General features: G+C 37.8%; 18 protein-coding genes and 1 other annotated feature. Of the genes, 12 read left to right on the plus strand and 6 right to left on the minus strand.

All coding sequences use genetic code 11. The annotated features are described in order from the left end of the window. Positions 1 to 26: 26 nt before the first annotated feature. Positions 27 to 1,313, minus strand: a complete 1,287-nt coding sequence (gene bcbE / locus COE25_RS05990; RefSeq protein WP_088088640.1) for a bacillibactin exporter BcbE — start codon at positions 1,311 to 1,313, stop codon at positions 27 to 29. A gap of 180 nt (positions 1,314 to 1,493) precedes the next feature. Then, positions 1,494 to 1,744, plus strand: a binding site (T-box leader). Positions 1,745 to 1,804: 60 nt separating this feature from the next. Here bcbE and trpE point away from each other — a divergent pair. The 8 genes from trpE to mnmH all read left to right on the plus strand — a co-directional run bounded on the left by trpE (position 1,805) and on the right by mnmH (position 9,627). Then, complete coding sequence (gene trpE / locus COE25_RS05995; RefSeq protein ID WP_088088639.1) at positions 1,805 to 3,196, plus strand: anthranilate synthase component I; 1,392 nt, start codon at positions 1,805 to 1,807, stop codon at positions 3,194 to 3,196. Beyond that, the gene (locus tag COE25_RS06000) at positions 3,193 to 3,804 is read left to right on the plus strand and encodes an anthranilate synthase component II (protein ID WP_088088638.1); all 612 of its coding nucleotides are present in this window, start codon (positions 3,193 to 3,195) and stop codon (positions 3,802 to 3,804) included. Before trpE ends, COE25_RS06000 begins: the two co-directional genes overlap by 4 nt. Further along, positions 3,776 to 4,804, plus strand: coding sequence for an anthranilate phosphoribosyltransferase (gene trpD, locus COE25_RS06005; protein WP_088088637.1), 1,029 nt, complete (start codon positions 3,776 to 3,778; stop codon positions 4,802 to 4,804). The genes COE25_RS06000 and trpD overlap by 29 nt, the downstream gene beginning before the upstream one ends. Then, positions 4,805 to 5,596 (plus strand): indole-3-glycerol phosphate synthase TrpC, encoded by a 792-nt coding sequence (gene trpC / locus COE25_RS06010; RefSeq protein WP_088088636.1) that lies wholly within the window; start codon positions 4,805 to 4,807, stop codon positions 5,594 to 5,596. Beyond that, positions 5,593 to 6,210, plus strand: a complete 618-nt coding sequence (locus tag COE25_RS06015) for a phosphoribosylanthranilate isomerase (RefSeq protein WP_088088635.1) — start codon at positions 5,593 to 5,595, stop codon at positions 6,208 to 6,210. Before trpC ends, COE25_RS06015 begins: the two co-directional genes overlap by 4 nt. 5 nt (positions 6,211 to 6,215) lie before the next feature. Beyond that, positions 6,216 to 7,415: a tryptophan synthase subunit beta gene (gene trpB, locus COE25_RS06020; protein ID WP_088088634.1), complete on the plus strand. Its 1,200-nt coding sequence runs from the start codon at positions 6,216 to 6,218 to the stop codon at positions 7,413 to 7,415. A 3-nt stretch (positions 7,416 to 7,418) separates the two neighbouring features. Next, on the plus strand, positions 7,419 to 8,204 hold the full coding sequence (gene trpA / locus COE25_RS06025) for a tryptophan synthase subunit alpha (RefSeq protein WP_098931827.1): 786 nt from the start codon (positions 7,419 to 7,421) through the stop codon (positions 8,202 to 8,204). Positions 8,205 to 8,547: 343 nt separating this feature from the next. Next, positions 8,548 to 9,627, plus strand: coding sequence for a tRNA 2-selenouridine(34) synthase MnmH (gene mnmH / locus COE25_RS06030; RefSeq protein WP_098931829.1), 1,080 nt, complete (start codon positions 8,548 to 8,550; stop codon positions 9,625 to 9,627). Positions 9,628 to 9,742: 115 nt separating this feature from the next. On the opposite strand, the gene sda is transcribed toward mnmH, so the two are convergent. After that, entirely contained in the window at positions 9,743 to 9,877 is a 135-nt protein-coding gene (sda, locus tag COE25_RS06035; protein WP_088088631.1) for a sporulation histidine kinase inhibitor Sda, read from the minus strand. A gap of 257 nt (positions 9,878 to 10,134) precedes the next feature. On the opposite strand from sda, the gene COE25_RS06040 reads away from it, so the two are divergent. Continuing rightward, complete coding sequence (locus COE25_RS06040) at positions 10,135 to 10,338, plus strand: DUF6501 family protein (RefSeq protein WP_088088630.1); 204 nt, start codon at positions 10,135 to 10,137, stop codon at positions 10,336 to 10,338. An 87-nt stretch (positions 10,339 to 10,425) separates the two neighbouring features. Further along, on the plus strand, positions 10,426 to 11,013 hold the full coding sequence (locus COE25_RS06045; protein WP_098931831.1) for a GNAT family N-acetyltransferase: 588 nt from the start codon (positions 10,426 to 10,428) through the stop codon (positions 11,011 to 11,013). 55 nt (positions 11,014 to 11,068) lie between these two features. On the opposite strand, the gene COE25_RS06050 is transcribed toward COE25_RS06045, so the two are convergent. After that, on the minus strand, positions 11,069 to 11,539 hold the full coding sequence (locus tag COE25_RS06050) for a YhcN/YlaJ family sporulation lipoprotein (RefSeq protein ID WP_180247421.1): 471 nt from the start codon (positions 11,537 to 11,539) through the stop codon (positions 11,069 to 11,071). A gap of 240 nt (positions 11,540 to 11,779) precedes the next feature. Here COE25_RS06050 and crcB point away from each other — a divergent pair, with 240 nt between their 5' ends. Further along, the gene (gene crcB / locus COE25_RS06055; RefSeq protein WP_088088627.1) at positions 11,780 to 12,172 is read left to right on the plus strand and encodes a fluoride efflux transporter CrcB; all 393 of its coding nucleotides are present in this window, start codon (positions 11,780 to 11,782) and stop codon (positions 12,170 to 12,172) included. After that, a complete protein-coding gene (locus COE25_RS06060; protein ID WP_088088626.1) occupies positions 12,169 to 12,519 on the plus strand; it encodes a fluoride efflux transporter FluC in 351 nt (116 codons plus the stop codon). The genes crcB and COE25_RS06060 overlap by 4 nt, the downstream gene beginning before the upstream one ends. A gap of 39 nt (positions 12,520 to 12,558) precedes the next feature. On the opposite strand, the gene yidC is transcribed toward COE25_RS06060, so the two are convergent. The 3 genes from yidC to pflA all read right to left on the minus strand — a co-directional run bounded on the left by yidC (position 12,559) and on the right by pflA (position 14,571). After that, on the minus strand, positions 12,559 to 13,353 hold the full coding sequence (yidC, locus tag COE25_RS06065; protein ID WP_088088625.1) for a membrane protein insertase YidC: 795 nt from the start codon (positions 13,351 to 13,353) through the stop codon (positions 12,559 to 12,561). Positions 13,354 to 13,383: 30 nt separating this feature from the next. Further along, complete coding sequence (locus tag COE25_RS06070; protein ID WP_088088624.1) at positions 13,384 to 13,674, minus strand: hypothetical protein; 291 nt, start codon at positions 13,672 to 13,674, stop codon at positions 13,384 to 13,386. Between the two features lie 147 nt (positions 13,675 to 13,821). Continuing rightward, the gene (gene pflA / locus COE25_RS06075; protein ID WP_098931835.1) at positions 13,822 to 14,571 is read right to left on the minus strand and encodes a pyruvate formate-lyase-activating protein; all 750 of its coding nucleotides are present in this window, start codon (positions 14,569 to 14,571) and stop codon (positions 13,822 to 13,824) included. Between the last annotated feature and the right edge of the window lie 65 nt (positions 14,572 to 14,636).

Consider the following 14,636-nt stretch of genomic DNA (forward strand, 5'->3'; position numbering starts at 1 on the left):
ACAAAATGAAAGAGCTGAGGGATTCCTCAGCTCTTTTGTCCTTGTGCATTGGGTTTTATAGCCATTAATGCGACAAGTGCAGCAATGATACTTAGACTGCCTAAGAGGATAAAAATCCAATGGATCGCATGCTTTAATAACAATGCAATAATCGGAGGTCCAGCAGCAACTCCAATAAACCTCATGGAACTATAAATTGATGAAATGGTTCCTCTTTCTTCTTTTTCAACGCCTTCGGTAATTAAAGCGTCTAGACATGGAAGGCCTGCACCGATTCCAATTCCGCTAATAAGAAACATGGTAATCATGTACCAAAGCTTAATCGAAAACCATAGTGCACCAATGGATAAGGCTGTTGCGAGGATTCCGGCAAACGTGATCCATTTCATCAATATTTTATTTTTCTTAATCACCCTACCGCTTATAAACGATGATAGGCAAAGTGCTCCTAGTGGTAATGCAAGAAAAAATCCCTTTTTAATATCCTTAATGTTGTATTCTTTTTCAAAAATTTCCGAAAGATAAAATAAAATCCCAAAAAGGACTAGCATGAGTATTCCACCAATAAAAAAGATACCGTATAGCCAACGGCCCTTTTCAGTAAAGGTTTTTTTCACGTTAATGAAAAACTCTTTGAAAGGAATTGGTTTCTCGGTTGTTTTTGGACATTTGACCAGAAATATGATCAACACAACGGAAACGGCACAAAATACAGGGAATGAAAAAAACGGCAAAAACCATATGAATCCCGCTAGAAAAGCCCCTAAAATAGGACTTAATACTTTCCCAAACGTATTGGATGTTTCAATTAGACCCAAACAACAACTGACATCATCTTCGTTTTTAAACATATCACCAACCAATGGCATGACAATAGGAGCCGCACCTGCTGCTCCGACCCCTTGCAGTGCTCTGCCAGCTAAAATAATCCAATAGGCGTCATCAAGTTTCCATGAGGCAAATCCTGAAATTAAACCGCCAATTCCGGCGATGATGAGACTGGGGATAATAACCTTTTTTCGACCAATATGGTCTGATAGGTATCCTGCGACAGGTATTAAAAAAATGGCGACAATCGAATAAACAGTAATAATCATACTCGTTTGAAAAGATGTAATTGATAATTTTTTTTCCATTGAAGGTAGAACTGGTATTAACATTGAATTTCCCAATGTCATGACTAAAGGAATGGAAGACAGTGAGACGATTGCCCACTTTTGATTAGATATCTCATTGGACCGCTTTTGTCCGGCTGCAGATTGTTTCTTTTTTACAGCTTTTGGATTTTGGCTTAAATGTTCAATATGTTCCATTAATCTTCAATCCCGCCTTCATGATTTGCTACTATTACTATTCGCTTAATCGCTTCAAAAAACCCTAGTTAGGGCATCCTTTAAATGGAAAAGGATTGATTTGAAATTTTCTAAATCTTTCACTTGACTTTCACTTGGAATTTGCGTAGGATAAAAGTCAAACAACACTAAAGTTTAATAATTAACTCGTTGAGCAAGAGGAGTACACTAATTTATTTCTTCCAAGAGAGTCGGGGTAGGTGGGAGCCCGATAAGAAAGGATTTGTGGAATGGACTTGTGAGAGGCATCTTGAAGTAAGAGTAGGGATGCACGGAACTCCACCGTTAAAAGGATAGGATATCGAACGGATTGTTCCGTATCTGAAGAGGAAGCAGGTTTTATCCACTGCTTCAAACGGAGGTGGCACCACGACCATAGAATCGTCCTCTATATGCGTAATTAATTGCGCATATAGAGGACGATTTTTTTTTATTTAGAAAGGAGTCGAAACATGATAATTAAACCTAGTTATATCATAAACGAGATCGAAGGAGACATGCTTACACCAATCTCCATATTACAAAAAATTAGCGGGAAAAAGAAGTTCTTATTGGAAAGTTCTCATAAGTACAATGACTCTGGGCGATATTCCTTTATTGGTGCAGACCCAGCTTTCGAACTTATTTCGAAGGGGGATAATAATGAGATTATTCAGCGGAATGGAGAAAAGAAAGTTTTAAAAGGCAACCCTCTCGAAATATTAAAAAAACTTATGCCGCCAATGAGCTATGAAGAGAAGTTTCCCTTTCCATTTATTGGAGGAGCGGTTGGGTACGTGGGGTATGACATTATCAGGCAATATGAAGTAATTGGGGATGAATATTCAAATGGAATGGAAATGCCGGATGTACACTTAATGTTTTATGAAGAAGTTATTGTCTTTGATCATCTTGAAGACAAGGTCTTGATTTGTGGTTGTCCTTTAGCCAAGGAGAGCGATAACGCTTTAATTGAAAAAAGAATCAATCAAAGGATAGAGGAGCTAAAACAGCCTACCTTCTACCCAGCAGAGGAGCCATTTTATTTCTCAGGGTTTGAATCCGAAACAAACAAAGAAGACTTTATCAAAAATGTAGAAATGGCGAAGGAGCATATTTTAGCAGGTGATATATTTCAAGTAGTCCTTTCGAGACGAATGAAATCAACATTTAACGGAGAACCATTATCGCTATATCGTAAACATCGTGCGAATAATCCTACTCCTTATATGTTTTATATTGATTTTGATGCTTATACCGTCATTGGATCATCCCCTGAAAGTTTAATTAAAACAAGAGCCAACACAGTTATTTCAAACCCAATTGCAGGGACCAAAAGACGTGGGAAAACAAACGATGAAGATTTGTTGATTGAAAAAGAATTAAAAAATGATGAAAAAGAACTTGCTGAGCATAAGATGCTTGTTGACCTCGGCAGAAATGATCTTGGCAAGATCTGCGATTTTGGTTCCGTTCAAGTAGATAAGTATATGGCGGTAGAAAAATACCGGCATGTGATGCATCTTGTCTCTGAAGTAAGCGGGCAGTTAAATGCTGATAAAACAGCAATAGATGCCCTCGCGGCCTGCCTGCCCGCTGGGACTGTTTCAGGAGCCCCGAAGGTTCGGGCAATGGAGATTATTAACTCCTTGGAAAAATCAAAACGAGGGTTATATTCAGGGGCTGTTGGTTATTTATCAGCAGACGGAAATATGGATTTTGCCCTTGCCATCCGAACGATGATTTTAAAAGAGGGTTCAGCATATATACAGGCAGGGGCTGGTATCGTTTATGACTCAAATCCAGAGTCCGAATATCAAGAGACAATAAATAAACTTAATTCTTTCTTGGAGGGTGAGAAATGATTTTACTGATTGATAATTTTGACTCGTTCACATTCAACCTTTATCAGTATCTAGGGGAATTAGGTGAACAAATTACGGTTTTACGAAATAACCAATTAAGCATAGACCAAATCAGAGATTTAAATCCTAAAGCCATTATTCTTTCCCCGGGACCAGGGAAGCCAGAGGATGCAGGAATTTGTATCGAGTTAATTCAAACGTTTTTTAATAAAATCCCTATTTTAGGAATCTGTCTCGGCCATCAAGCCATTGGTGCAGCTTTCGGTGGGGAGATTCACAGAGCTGCCCTTATCAAACATGGTAAAACATCATTGATTACACATCGGAGCGATGGATTATTTAACGGTCTTCCCAACCCATTAGAAGTGATGCGGTATCATTCATTAATTATTGAGAAGAGTAGTATTCCGGAGGAACTTGAGTGCATTGCTCATTCTGATGATGACCAGGAAATCATGGCCATAAAACATCGTCAATATCCCGTTTTCGGTCTTCAGTTTCATCCGGAATCGATTGGTACTCCATCAGGTAAACAAATCCTAAAAAACTTTTTAATTGAGATAGAGAGGATGAATAAAAGTGAAGAATTATTTACTCCAATTAGCTGAACGTGAATCATTTTCTGAAAACCAGATGAAAGAAGCCGTGCATTTCATTTTGGGTGAGGAGGTTTCCGAATCTGAAATTGCTGCCTTTTTAATGGGCTTGAAATCTAAAGGAGAAACAGTTGAAGAAATTACGGGGATTGTAAAAGCGATGAAGGCAAATACGCTGAAATTTAATGAGAAATTTTCAGGCGTTCTTGATAATTGTGGAACAGGTGGGGACGGATCCTCCAGTTTTAATGTGAGTACTACGTCTGCTTTTGTTATTGCTGGTGCTGGAATTCCTGTTGCCAAGCATGGCAATCGAAGTGTTTCGAGTAAAACGGGCAGTGCGGACGTGCTGGAATACTTAGGAATCCATTTAAATCTTTCCGCAGAAAGAACAGAAGAAATTCTTCAGGAAATAGGATTATCCTTCTTATTCGCACCAAACGTTCATCCAAAGTTAAAGAAAGTCATGACAGTTCGAAAACAATTGAAGATCCCAACCATTTTTAACTTTATCGGACCACTAACCAATCCGATTGAGTTGGACTATCAATTGTTGGGTGTATATCGGAGAGATTTATTGAATGTGTTTGCTGAAGTTCTTTTGAAGTTAGGACGTAAGCGGGCTATTGTTATTAATGGTGCAGGTTTCATGGATGAAGCATCACTTCAGGGGGAAAATTATTTAACCATTTTAGAAGATGGGAAAATTGCTAATCAATCATTCCTCCCAGAAGAAGTCAATCTCCCACAATATGATAACAGCTGTATTAAGGGTGGAGACTCAAAGGAAAATGCTGACATATTAATTAATGTGTTAAAAGGGGAAAAAGGTGCTTACCGTGATACGGTTTTACTTAATTCCGGACTAGGAATTTATACAGCAGGTAAAGCAAACTCCATTCAGGATGGGATCAATGTTGCGAAAGAAATCATTGACTCTGGTGCTGCTTATGAAAAATTAGCTACTTTGATTGAAAAATCTCAAGCAGCGGGTCAGAAAGAGGCGATATAAGTGGCAACAATCTTAGATAAAATCATTGACCAAAAGAAAAAAGAAGTTCTCTTCCTTCGAGAGGGAAACCAACTATTCGAAGGTACAAACCAGCCGAAAAGATCTTTAATTCAAAAACTGAAAACAGCAGAACAAATATCGATAATATCTGAATTTAAGCGAGCATCTCCTTCAAAAGGAATCATTAATAATCTGATTGATCCTTCCTTTCAGGCGGGGTTATATGAAGAATATGGCGCTTCTGCTATTTCTGTACTAACAGACCAAACCTTTTTTAAGGGCTCTTTCTCCGATTTAAGAGCTGTTCGGAGCAAGGTAAATCTGCCGATTCTCTGTAAAGACTTTATCATTGATGAAATGCAAATAAATCTTGCTTCTTCCAATGGGGCTGATATCATTTTACTTATTGTAGCTGCATTAGACGATCAGAGATTGGTTGAACTCCTTCAATATGCTAAGAACTTAGGCTTGGAGGTACTGGTGGAGGTTCATAATCAGAAGGAATTGGAGAGTGCACTTAAGACAGGTGCAAAGCTGATTGGAGTAAATAATCGCGACTTAAAAACCTTTCATGTTTCGCTTGAGGTGACAGAGACATTAGCTTCCATTGTAAAAAGCACTGGCGCGTATCTCATTAGTGAAAGCGGGATCCATCACCAAGAGGATGTAGCACGTGTTAGAAATGCAGGAGCGAATGGGATTTTAGTGGGAGAAGCATTAATGAAAAGTGCAAATGTGAAACAATCCTTTTTAGACTTTCGCTTGCCCCTTAATGAAGGTGTAAATAGATGAAAGTAAAAATTTGTGGAATTACTGATGTCGAAACAGGGGTTGCGGCGGCTCAATATGGTGCTGATGCTATTGGGTTTGTCTTTGCAGATAGTAAGCGCAGGATCTCGATTGAGAAAGCACGTGAGATAATTGCTAAGATACCTAAAGAGGTGTTTAAGATCGGTGTTTTTGTTAATGAAACAAAAGATGATATCGAAAGAATCGCTTCCACTGTGGGTCTGACACATATCCAATTACACGGAGATGAAACAGCATCATTCAGTGAATCGCTTTCCTTGCCTGTCATTAAGTCAATCAGTTTTCAAGGGAATGAAAGCTTAGAAGAATTGGCTGATTTTCCAAGTGACTTTATTTTACTCGACAGTCCCAAAGGAAAATATAGAGGCGGAAATGGAACGGTGTTTAATTGGAATGAGGTCAATCCTCACTTGATTAATAGCCAAAAAGTCATCCTAGCTGGTGGCTTGCATGCAGACAATGTTGAAGAAGCGATAAAAATTATTAGGCCATATATGGTGGATGTTAGCTCAGGGGTAGAAACCGATGGGAAAAAGGATTTAAAAAAGATTCAAACATTTATAGAAAAAGCCAAAAGCACACCTGTAGGGAGGTAAAGGGAATGAACACATATACATTGCCAAATGAGAAAGGCCACTTCGGCATTTTCGGGGGAAGATTTGTCCCAGAAACATTAATGAAAGCAGTAATTGAACTTGGTGAAGCCTATGAAAGCGCCAAAAAGGATCCTTCCTTTCAAGCGGAAATTCGAAAATTGTTAAAAGACTATGTGGGTAGAGAAACCCCATTGTATTATGCAGATAACCTGACGAAACACGCGGGCGGGGCTAAGATTTTTCTAAAAAGAGAAGATTTAAACCATACTGGCGCCCATAAAATTAACAATGCGATTGGGCAGGCACTACTAGCGGTACGTATGGGAAAGAAGAAAATTGTAGCTGAAACCGGTGCAGGTCAGCATGGTGTAGCAACGGCAACCGTTTGTGCCTTATTAAATCTTGATTGTATCGTATTTATGGGTGAGGAGGACATCAAAAGGCAGGCACTAAATGTTTTTCGAATGGAATTGCTGGGTGCAAAGGTCGTCAGTGTTACATCTGGAAGTGCAACATTAAAAGATGCCGTAAACGAAGCCTTAAGATACTGGGTTGAAAATGTAGATGATACCCACTATCTATTAGGATCTGTAATGGGACCACATCCATTTCCGCAAATGGTCAGAGATTTTCAAAGTGTTATTGGTAAGGAAACAAAACAACAATTCCAATTAAGCGAAGGGGCGCTTCCGGATGCAGTGGTTGCCTGTATTGGCGGCGGGAGTAATGCGATGGGGATGTTCCATCCTTTTATCGAGGATGAAATGGTTAGTCTCTATGGCGTGGAAGCTGCTGGACAGGGTGTAGATACAGAGTATCATGCGGCTTCCTTAACAAAGGGAAGTCCAGGTGTACTACATGGCGCACTAATGTATCTATTACAAGATCAAGATGGTCAAGTTCAAGAAGCCCATTCCATCTCGGCAGGTCTTGATTACCCAGGCGTAGGACCGGAACACAGCTATTTGCATGACATTGGTCGAGCATCATATCAATCGATTACCGATAAAGAAGCACTGGAGGCATTTCAGCTCTTATCCAAGCTTGAAGGAATCATCCCAGCGCTAGAAAGCGCACACGCAATAGCCTTTGCAGTGAAGCTTGCCGCTGAAATGGACGATTCAAAAAAGATTGTAGTTTGCCTTTCAGGACGCGGAGATAAAGATGTAGATACCGTGAAAACACGGCTGAGAGAGGAGAGATAAGAAATGAACCGTTTTGAAAAAACTTTTACGGCATTAAAAGAAAATAATACAAAAGCTTTTGTTCCCTACATAATGGCCGGGGATGGTGGGCTAGAATGTTTGGTTGAACGTCTAACACTGTTGGAGAAATTTGGTGCAACCGCGATTGAAGTTGGGGTTCCGTTTTCAGACCCTGTGGCTGATGGACCAACTATTCAACGAGCTGGAATAAGGGCACTTGAAAATGGAACAACCTTAAAGGGGATTATTGCAGAACTAGGAAAAGCACGAAAGGATGTGTCAGTTCCAATCCTCATGATGACCTACTTAAATCCCATTTATTCCTATGGAATCGATGAATTTGTCCGAGATATTCGTCTTGCTGGTGTGGATGGATGTATTATTCCCGATTTGCCAACAGAAGAAGAGGAAATCATTACGCCACAACTTGAGAAAGCAGAAATTGAGTTGATTCGCCTCGTAACACTGACAACACCAATGGAGCGAATCAAAACGATTTCAAGCAAGGGCAATGGATTTTTATACACGGTTACAATTAAGGGGATTACAGGGGTAAGAAATGAATATGATTCGGAATTGAATCAATTTTTAAAATCTGTAAAAGATGTAAGTCCAATTCCCGTCTTGGCTGGCTTCGGCATTTCAAATCAAGATCAAATAACTGACCTAACAAAATACTGTGATGGAGTTATTGTCGGCAGTAAAATTGTCGATTTATTTAATAGTGAAAATTTGCTCGAGATGGAACAGTTGATGTCAGTCTTCAAACCAAAATCAAAGATCGTATAGATAAAAAATCTACTCTCGATGGTGAGAGTAGACTTTTTAATAGTTAGTGTCATTTGTTACTGCGTGAACCCTCTAAAATTTATATAATTTAGTTTACGGAATTGTTATTGAAACTTTAACAGGTACACCATTTCACAAGTAGAAAAAATATTGACAACAAGCAGTAATTCCCAGCTTCTTGAAAGCTAGTGATAAATCCTGTATAATGGTGTTTATACTTTATTATGAAAATAAATTTCCATGATGTATACTTTTCTGAAACTTCCCGTTGTGGAAGTTTTGTTTGTTTTCATTAGATATGTTATTTTTCGGATAATATTACTTTTACAAGGAGCGTAGATTAATGAAGGACATGACGGTTGAAGAACTTTTTACGATAAAGAACCCAGTAATCATTGATATACGCTCACCGATCGAGTTTAAAGATGGTGCAATTCCGGGAGCAATCAATGTTCCCTTATTTACAAATGTGGAACGACAAGTAATCGGAACCATTTACAAACAAGAAGGGTCGGCAATTGCGAAATGGAAGGCAATGGAAATTGTCTCGCCTAAAATTCCTGAACTCCTTCAAACAATAAAAAAATACGTTTCAGACAATACGGAACTTATTATCCATTGCTGGCGTGGTGGAATGCGAAGTAAGGCAGTGGTTACGTTTTTAGAGTTTGCCGGAATTTATTCTTGGCGACTCGTTGGAGGTTATAAAGCATACCGCCACTATATTCTTGAACAATTGCCGACAATGCTTCCTAACAAAGCAATCGTCCTCCACGGACTGACCGGTGTTGGTAAAACAGAGGTCTTAAAGATATTGAAAAAGAAGGGATATCCGATCTTAGACCTTGAAGAGATGGCGGGCCATCGCGGTTCGATATTTGGAACGATTGGTCTTGGTGACGGTCATAACCAAAAAACATTTGACTCCCTTCTATTTAAAGGTCTTCAAGAAATAAAAGATGCTGATTATTTTCTGGTTGAAGCGGAAAGCAAAAGAATTGGAAAAGCTGTCCAAACTGAACAATTAATGGATAAAAAAATGCAAGGTATTAACGTCAATCTCAACACCCACATTGATCAACGGGTAAAGCATCTTGTCGCCGAGTATGTGCAGCCATACAAGGAAGAACACTGGTATTTCGAAAAGATTTCTGATGGTATTGAAAAGGTGTTAAGACGTGTTAAAGATCAAGACATTAAAAAATCGCTCATCCAAATGTTAACAGATCGTAATTATCCTGATTTGATTCGAATTTTACTTGAACATTATTATGATCCACGCTATGACCATGCAAAACAAGAGTATGAAGGGGAATTCTTTGAAATATCTGCAGATCACCCTGTTGATGCAGCAGACAAAATTGCTTCAAAACTTAATGGGTTAGGCTTTCTGCCTATTAGAGAGTTAAATAACCAACTTTAATTTAGATTATTTCCAATCGAGATCATGAATAAATACATCCTGTAAGCTAAATGAAGATAATTTATTTATTGAAAAACCGCTGAATCCTTTCAGCGGTTTTTTCATGGGGTTTATGCTAACGATTTTTAAATGGTTTTAAACCACGCCGTTTGATTTCATCCTTTAAGATCTTAATCCATTCTTTTTCCTTGTCAGACTTTAATGCATCCCGATACGAAACAACCAATTGCTCATTACTCATAATTTTCATTTTTTATGAATGCCTCCTTGGTAAATGGATTGAATATTCAGTTTTTATAATTGTAATGGTTTACAGTCTGTTTGAGAACCCCAAATTAATAAAATTTGAAAAAAGTTCAAATTTCTTAAATTAATTACAGATAAAATTAGAATTGGTGAAAATAAAAAACTAATACTTTCGGAATTGACGCATGATATGGTTGCACAGGACCAGCCCGATTGATTATACTAGAAATTGGACATTGATCGAAAGGAACGGTGGCAACAATGATTCATCTATCATGGCGTGATCGTGAAACAGTAAAAAAAATAAAATGCGTTCACACGGATGCAAAAAAATACCTTGTCAATAACGCCTTAACTGCTGGGAAAATCTATGATGTGAAAAATGAGACAGAAGAATTTTATTACATTATTGACAATACCGGAAAAGTAGGCGGCTTCTACAAGGAATATTTCCAAGATGCATAGATAAACAGGACTGTGGAGCATAGCCCGCAGTCTTTTTATATGGAAAAAGTGGTAATGGTACGGTAAATGAAGGGGAGATATTAAATAATGGATAAATTATGGAACAACCTTTTTTCGTTACAAGGGGAAAATGTAAATTTGATTCCAATCAGTATGGACCATTTAGAGGGCTTATGGGAAGCGGCAAAACCAAATGAAATTTGGACGTATATGGCGACCAAGGTTCGATCGAAAAATGAAATGGAACAAATGATTAAAGCAGCATTGAAAGCTAGAGAAAATGGATCAGAATACACTTTCACCGTTGTAAATAACGAAAATCAAGTGATTGGCAGCACCCGATTCTTAGACATATCCCCGCGACATAAAAGTGCTGAAATTGGTTCGACATGGTATCACCCAGATGTATGGCGGACAAAGGTAAATACAGAATGTAAATTCCTGTTATTAACGCATGCCTTTGAAAATTGGAACCTGACGCGTGTTCAATTAAAAACAGACTCTCGAAATGAAAGGTCACAGCAAGCTATTGCTAGAATTGGAGCAGTAAAGGAAGGAATATTACGAAAAGATCGGATTATTTCCGATGGATACACCAGGGACACGGTCTTTTTTAGTATCCTTTGTCATGAATGGGACAATGTAAGAACAGAGCTTAAATTGAAACTGCAGTGAAGAGTAAGATGCCTGGTCAATTTGCCAGGCATTTTACTTCCCGTCCCACTTTATTTTACTTCGCATTAGGAAACACTCTGCGGATGGTATCGGAAAACTCATCGATAAAACCTGAAACCGGTCTTCCATTTCGAATATCTCTTGAATAAGTATTCATTCGATCATAAAAATCAGGGTTAACAGAAATATAAACATTGTCAATGTCCCGATCAACAGTTTTAACTGCTCGAGCAATCTTTTCTTTAATAGCTGAAGTCAATTCATTACGAGCTGAAACGTCCAATTTAGCCGCAACATAAGCATTATTATCGTTTATAATAGCAGTTGCGTTGTCTACTTCTGTTAAGTTGACTACTTTATCAGCAGCTTTGTCCGCTACTCTAGTATTGGTTTGATTGCTTCCAACTTTGTTATAATTGCGTCCATTGGTAATAGTGTTATAATTTCTGTTGCGATCTAATTCCGGATCACTAGTATCTGCACTTGAAAGAGCTGGTCCGACCTGATTAGGGTTATTAAAATTCACTCTAGTTATTTCATTTGCATTTCGTTGCCGGTTGCTACATCACCATCGATATTATTCTTTGCACAACCTGTTAAATAAAGACTCGAAACGAGGGTGGCAATGACGAATAAGCTGTTTCTCATGTTGTATTAACACTCCTTTGTCAAAGTACTACAATTAGGTTGCCATTTTTGTAAAAAACTATCCTAACCGGTTTAAGTTGATAATAATAAAAAGCAAAATGTTTAGGGGTGTGTGCTTTTGATATATTTCTTAGTTGGATTAGGCGGAGTCGTTGGAAGTTTGCTCCGCTATTTATTATCAGTTTTTGCTGTAGTGGTATGGGGGAAAGAATTTCCAATAGGAACCCTATTAATAAATTTAACAGGTTCCTTTCTATTGGGTTTTATGACAAATCATTTTGTTAGTTCAAATAAGCTTCATCCGTATTTGTTTACCGCACTTACCACTGGTGTCATTGGTTCGTATACTACCTTTTCAACTTTTTCCTTTGAAACAGTTCATTTACTTGAAACAGGAAAATACATATTTGGCTTCCTTTATTTAATTGTTAGTTTATTTGGAGGTCTATTTTTGGCTAAGGCAGGAATGTTACTTAGTGAACAAGCAAAAAAATCGAGGAGAGTTATATGATTGAGATTATATTTGTTTCAATTGGTGGTTTTTTTGGAGCGATTAGCCGCTTTGCGATTAGCAGAAACCAAAATAAAACAGGCTTTCCCTCAGCTACCCTAACAGTCAATTTAATTGGTGCTTTTTTATTGGGGTTACTCCTCGGGCTGAATGTAAAAGGGTCATTATATTCCTTAATAGGTATTGGATTTATGGGGTCATTTACGACTTTTTCAACATTAATGCTTGAATCGGTAAATCTTAAAAAGGAAAAAAAGAAAAAGCTTTATTACAGCTATTTGCTAAGCAGTTTCACGATAGGAATCATACTTACCTTTTGTGGGCTATTGTTAGGAAGCTGGATCTAAAAAAAGAAGCATCAAAGGATGCTTCTTTTTTCAATCTGATTATTTTTGTTTGACTTGGACTTTTGGTGTTTTATTTATCTGATAAAGACTTTTGCTAATCATAGTTTGTACAATTAGGAATGTACCGCCAACTACCCAATAAAGAGGCAGGGCTGCTGGTGCATTAAAAGAAAACATGACAATCATTAATGGAGATAGCAATCCCATGTATTTCATTTGGTCTTGCTGTGCTGTTGGCATATTGGACTGGGAAACTTTAAACTGGAAGTAGTAAATAACCCCGGCAATGATTGTAATAATAATGTCTGGATTTCCGAGACTAAACCATAAAAACTCGTGGGTTTTAATTTCTTCAGAACCGCGAATCGCATAATAGAAGCCAGTTAGAATAGGCATTTGAATGAGCATTGGCAAACAGCCCATATTTAATGGGTTTACCCCGTGCTTTTTATAAAGGCCCATCATTTCCGCTTGTAGTTCTTGCTTTTTCTTAGGATCCTTTTCAGTTTTCATCTTTGCTTGAATAACGTCCATTTCGGGTTTTAATACATCCATCTTTTCCTTCATACCCATTTGATTTTTATACTGCCTAAGCATTAACGGCATTAACGCTAGTCTGATAACTATTGTAACAATAATTATGGCCAAACCATAGTTTCCGTTAAAGAATTCAGCAACGGAATGGATAGATATAGAAAAAGGATTGACAACATAATGTTGAAAAAATCCAGTATTGTTAGTTCCTTTTTGTGTTTGAGATGAACAAGCCGATAGTAATAATGTTATTAAGCCAAGCAGTGAGAATAATAGTAGTGAAGATCGTTTTGTTTTCATATTTCCTCCTAGAATGTTGTAAATAAATTGTTAAGTATAGAGGAAGGAAATAGGCTCTTCAGTATCATCCTGAGAATATTCTTTTCTACGAAAATATATAACAATTCTTTTCAGAATATAGCTTCCATTTAAACAACTTTTCTTACGGTAAAATGCCAATGGGTGAATAATTTCTGTTCTTGCTTGATTAGATAAGGAGCCAAGAAAAGAATATTCCACACTCCAAGCCCATAAGAATTTTAAAGTGATTCCTAAATAAATACTGACGTAAAGGGCGTTTAGGGCATTGATATCTGAAATATCTATAAGCAATTGAAACAAAAATTATCACCTCACTTAATTGTCAATGATATGAGTATATAGTAGAAAGAGTAAAGAATCAATTTTATAATTGCGATTATACCATATTTTGAAGACATTACTAATTGGACTAATAAGTTCTTAAAAAAACACTGATTCAGAAGTGAATCAGTGTCCAATCGGTGCCTTCCAGCTTGCAGTTATCAATTTATAAGCAAACTCGACTTTTTCCTCTGAAGGTGGTTCGACAGAGTTAAGTTGATATTCAAGTCCTAGAGCTTCCCACTTATAAACACCGAGCTTGTGATACGGCAGGATTTCAATCTTTTGCACATTTTTAAGCGTTCCGATAAATTCACCGAGTTTTTCCAGATCTTCAGGATCATCCGTAACCGTAGGGACAAGCACATGGCGTACCCAAACCGGAACTTGATGGTCTGATAAAAATGTTGCAAATTCAAGGATATGATCATTGGCCATGCCAGTTAGCTGGATATGCTTTTTTCGGTTAATATGCTTCAAATCGAGAAGGATTAAGTCAGTATACTGTAAGAGTTCTTCAAGCTGTTCAATAAAAAGCTTGGAATGGGAGAAACAGCCACCAGAGGAATCGATGGTAGTATGAATCCCTTTCTTTTTGCATTCCTTGAACAATTCTATTAAGAAAGGAATTTGCAACAGTGGTTCTCCACCACTTACTGTAATACCGCCACCCGACGATTGAATGAAGGGGAGGTAAGACATTAGATCATCCATGATATCGGAAACAGCCATTTCTTTGCCGCTGCCGATTTCCCAAGTATCAGCATTATGGCAAAACTGGCACCTTAATAGACAGCCTTGTGTAAAAATTACATATCGGATCCCTGGTCCGTCGACTGTCCCTAATGTTTCGATTGAATGAATATTTCCGTTCATGATGATGATCCCCCTTTAATTTAATAGGAGCCCGATATAAAGGGCTCCTGGTATTGAACTAGTTC

It is taken from the genome of Bacillus sp. AFS031507 (assembly GCF_002584635.1).
Lineage (GTDB): Bacteria > Bacillota > Bacilli > Bacillales > Cytobacillaceae > Neobacillus.

Coding starts and splice junctions, on each gene's coding strand:
- bcbE (WP_088088640.1), bottom strand. CDS start 1,313: ATGGAACATATTGAACATTTAAGCCAAAATCCAAAAGCTGTAAAAAAG.
- trpE (WP_088088639.1), top strand. CDS start 1,805: ATGATAATTAAACCTAGTTATATCATAAACGAGATCGAAGGAGACATG.
- COE25_RS06000 (WP_088088638.1), top strand. CDS start 3,193: ATGATTTTACTGATTGATAATTTTGACTCGTTCACATTCAACCTTTAT.
- COE25_RS06015 (WP_088088635.1), top strand. CDS start 5,593: ATGAAAGTAAAAATTTGTGGAATTACTGATGTCGAAACAGGGGTTGCG.
- trpB (WP_088088634.1), top strand. CDS start 6,216: ATGAACACATATACATTGCCAAATGAGAAAGGCCACTTCGGCATTTTC.
- trpA (WP_098931827.1), top strand. CDS start 7,419: ATGAACCGTTTTGAAAAAACTTTTACGGCATTAAAAGAAAATAATACA.
- mnmH (WP_098931829.1), top strand. CDS start 8,548: ATGAAGGACATGACGGTTGAAGAACTTTTTACGATAAAGAACCCAGTA.
- sda (WP_088088631.1), bottom strand. CDS start 9,877: ATGAAAATTATGAGTAATGAGCAATTGGTTGTTTCGTATCGGGATGCA.
- COE25_RS06040 (WP_088088630.1), top strand. CDS start 10,135: ATGATTCATCTATCATGGCGTGATCGTGAAACAGTAAAAAAAATAAAA.
- COE25_RS06045 (WP_098931831.1), top strand. CDS start 10,426: ATGGATAAATTATGGAACAACCTTTTTTCGTTACAAGGGGAAAATGTA.
- COE25_RS06060 (WP_088088626.1), top strand. CDS start 12,169: ATGATTGAGATTATATTTGTTTCAATTGGTGGTTTTTTTGGAGCGATT.
- yidC (WP_088088625.1), bottom strand. CDS start 13,353: ATGAAAACAAAACGATCTTCACTACTATTATTCTCACTGCTTGGCTTA.
- pflA (WP_098931835.1), bottom strand. CDS start 14,571: ATGAACGGAAATATTCATTCAATCGAAACATTAGGGACAGTCGACGGA.